3 protein-coding genes are annotated in these 2216 nt (G+C 48.6%); all 3 read left to right on the forward strand.

Annotated elements, in window-relative coordinates; all coding sequences use genetic code 11:
- Positions 1-843 (forward strand): ferredoxin oxidoreductase (locus B2633_RS09420; protein ID WP_483170357.1); only part of this gene is annotated, 843 nt, incomplete at its 5' end.
- A 20-nt stretch (positions 844-863) separates the two neighbouring features.
- On the forward strand, positions 864-1616 hold the full coding sequence (locus tag B2633_RS09425; RefSeq protein ID WP_481042042.1) for a thiamine pyrophosphate-dependent enzyme: 753 nt from the start codon (positions 864-866) through the stop codon (positions 1614-1616).
- The gene (locus B2633_RS09430; RefSeq protein ID WP_481042044.1) at positions 1617-2204 is read left to right on the forward strand and encodes a 2-oxoacid:acceptor oxidoreductase family protein; all 588 of its coding nucleotides are present in this window, start codon (positions 1617-1619) and stop codon (positions 2202-2204) included.
- Positions 2205-2216 lie beyond the last annotated feature (12 nt).

A 2216-nucleotide genomic window follows, 5' to 3' on the forward strand; every position in this document is an offset into this window, starting at 1 on the left:
GCCACCGCAGGCCCCGGCAATGTACTGATGCAGGAACCTTTCGGCATGGCAGAGGCCATGCGTCTGCCCCTGGTGGCGATAATTCAACAGCGCGGCGGCCCTTCATCCGGCACCGTGGTCTATTCCCAACAAGAGGTTACCCTGACTACTTTCGGCGGCAACGGAGAAGGCAACCGTATGGTTTACTCCACCGCTACCCATCAGGAGATATTCGATTACGTAATTAAGGGGTTCAACGTAGCCTGGAAATACAGATTCCCCACGTTTATTCTTGGGGATGGATATCAGGCCAAAATGAGGGAGCCTTTAACCATATACGAACCCCAGGACCGGGGTATTGAAATGGTTTCCCCCTATCCGCTTATAGGCAAGGCGGGAAGTATTGGAGTAGACCGGGAAGCCGAACATCTGTGCAACATTTACAGCCTGGAAGAAGAATTATATGATGTAGTTCTGCAACATGCCGAAGACTATGAGCGCATCGCTCCAGAGATAATTGAGTATGAAGAAAAGGAATGTGAGGATGCCGATATCCTCATCATCTCCCATGGAGTGGTATCCAGGGCGGCCGATGACGCGGTGAAAGCCCTGCGCGCACAGGGAATAAAAGCGGGCTATTTCAGGCCTATCACCTTGCGTCCTTTTCCTCAGCAGCAATTGCGGGATGCCATCGCTAAAAGCGGTGCCAAAAAGATGCTGGTGGCGGAATCGGCCTACGGGCAACTGTACCGGCTTATCCGTCAGGAGATCTATGGTGAAACCATACCTATCGAAGGATTATTCATGCCAGGCGTAGGAATTATCGATTATGACATCATGAATAAAGTTAAAAGTATTTTATAAGGAAGGGGGTTAATTTCAAAATGACCGTATCACCAGCAGTTCCAAAATCATGGTATTTACCGTCCAAACCGCATAAGTTTTGCCCGGGATGCGGGCACGGTATCGTTTTGAAAGCCCTGGGCGAGGTCATCGACGAACTGAACATACAAGATAAAACCATCTTTGGTTGTGATATAGGATGCTCGCTGTTATCCTGGAATTTTTTTAATTGTGACAGCACCCAAACCCATCATGGCCGGACCACACCGGTTATGGTCGGCATCAAACGCAGTCGTCCAGAATTGGTCACAATAGGTTATATGGGCGACGGCGGCGGGTACTCTATCGGTTCCCAGCATTTGCTCAATGCAGCGGTGCGCAATGAAAAAGTCACATTGATACTGGTTAACAACACCAACTACGGTATGACCGGCGGTCAAATGGCTCCTACCACCCTGCCCGGCCAGAAAACCGAGACTACACCTTATGGCAGGGACACCGATGTTACCGGATATCCCACCAAAGGACCGGAGTTTCTCAATGCATTGACCCAGGATGACGCCTATATCGCCAGGGCTACCGTATCCAACTATCGCCAGTTGAAACGCTTCATCAAGAATGCCCTGCGCAATCAAATCGAAGGCCATGGCTTTTCATTTGTTGAGGTCTTATCTACCTGTCCCACCAACTGGAGGACCAATGCGCAACAAACCTTACATTTTCTTGAAGATGAAATGGAGAAATACTTCCCGGTCGGGGAGTTAAAGAATCCTCTGGGAAAGGGGGATAAATAAATGTCCTTAATTAAGATCGCCCTGGCCGGAGAAGGCGGGCAAGGGGTTCAATCTATTGCCGAGATAATGGCGGAAGCAGCTTATAATCAAAACATGCAAACCATTTACATTCCCAACTTTGGACTGGAGCAAAGGGGCGGCGTATCCATCGCTTTCCTTCAATTCAGTGACCGGCGCATCGGCGCTCCCAAATTCAATAAAGCCGATGTGGTCATAGCCCTCAGTGAACGGGCTATCGGCCGTACAGCAGGATACTCTGACGAAAATACCATTTTTATGTATGACAACAGTTATCCGATACCCGAAGCTGAATTCCCGGAAAAAGCCAAGAAGGTTATTGGCATACCTGCCATCGAAATTGCGAATAATAAGCTGCATCCCCGGGTATTTAATATCATTATAATGGGGGCGGCCATCGGGCTGACTAAAATCGTGTCATTCGAGGCCGCCAAAGAAGCCCTGATACACAAATTGGCCTATAAGTTTGAGAAGGATCCGAATCTTAAAGAATTGAATTTCAAAGCACTGCAAATGGGAAAAGAAATGGCTGAAGCATCTATGCAGGAAGGAGTGGAAGTGCGTGCCTAAAGAAATGAAACC

The sequence above is a fragment of the Syntrophomonas sp. UBA1041 genome (assembly GCF_002316705.1).
Classification (GTDB): Bacteria; Bacillota; Syntrophomonadia; order Syntrophomonadales; family Syntrophomonadaceae; genus DTU019.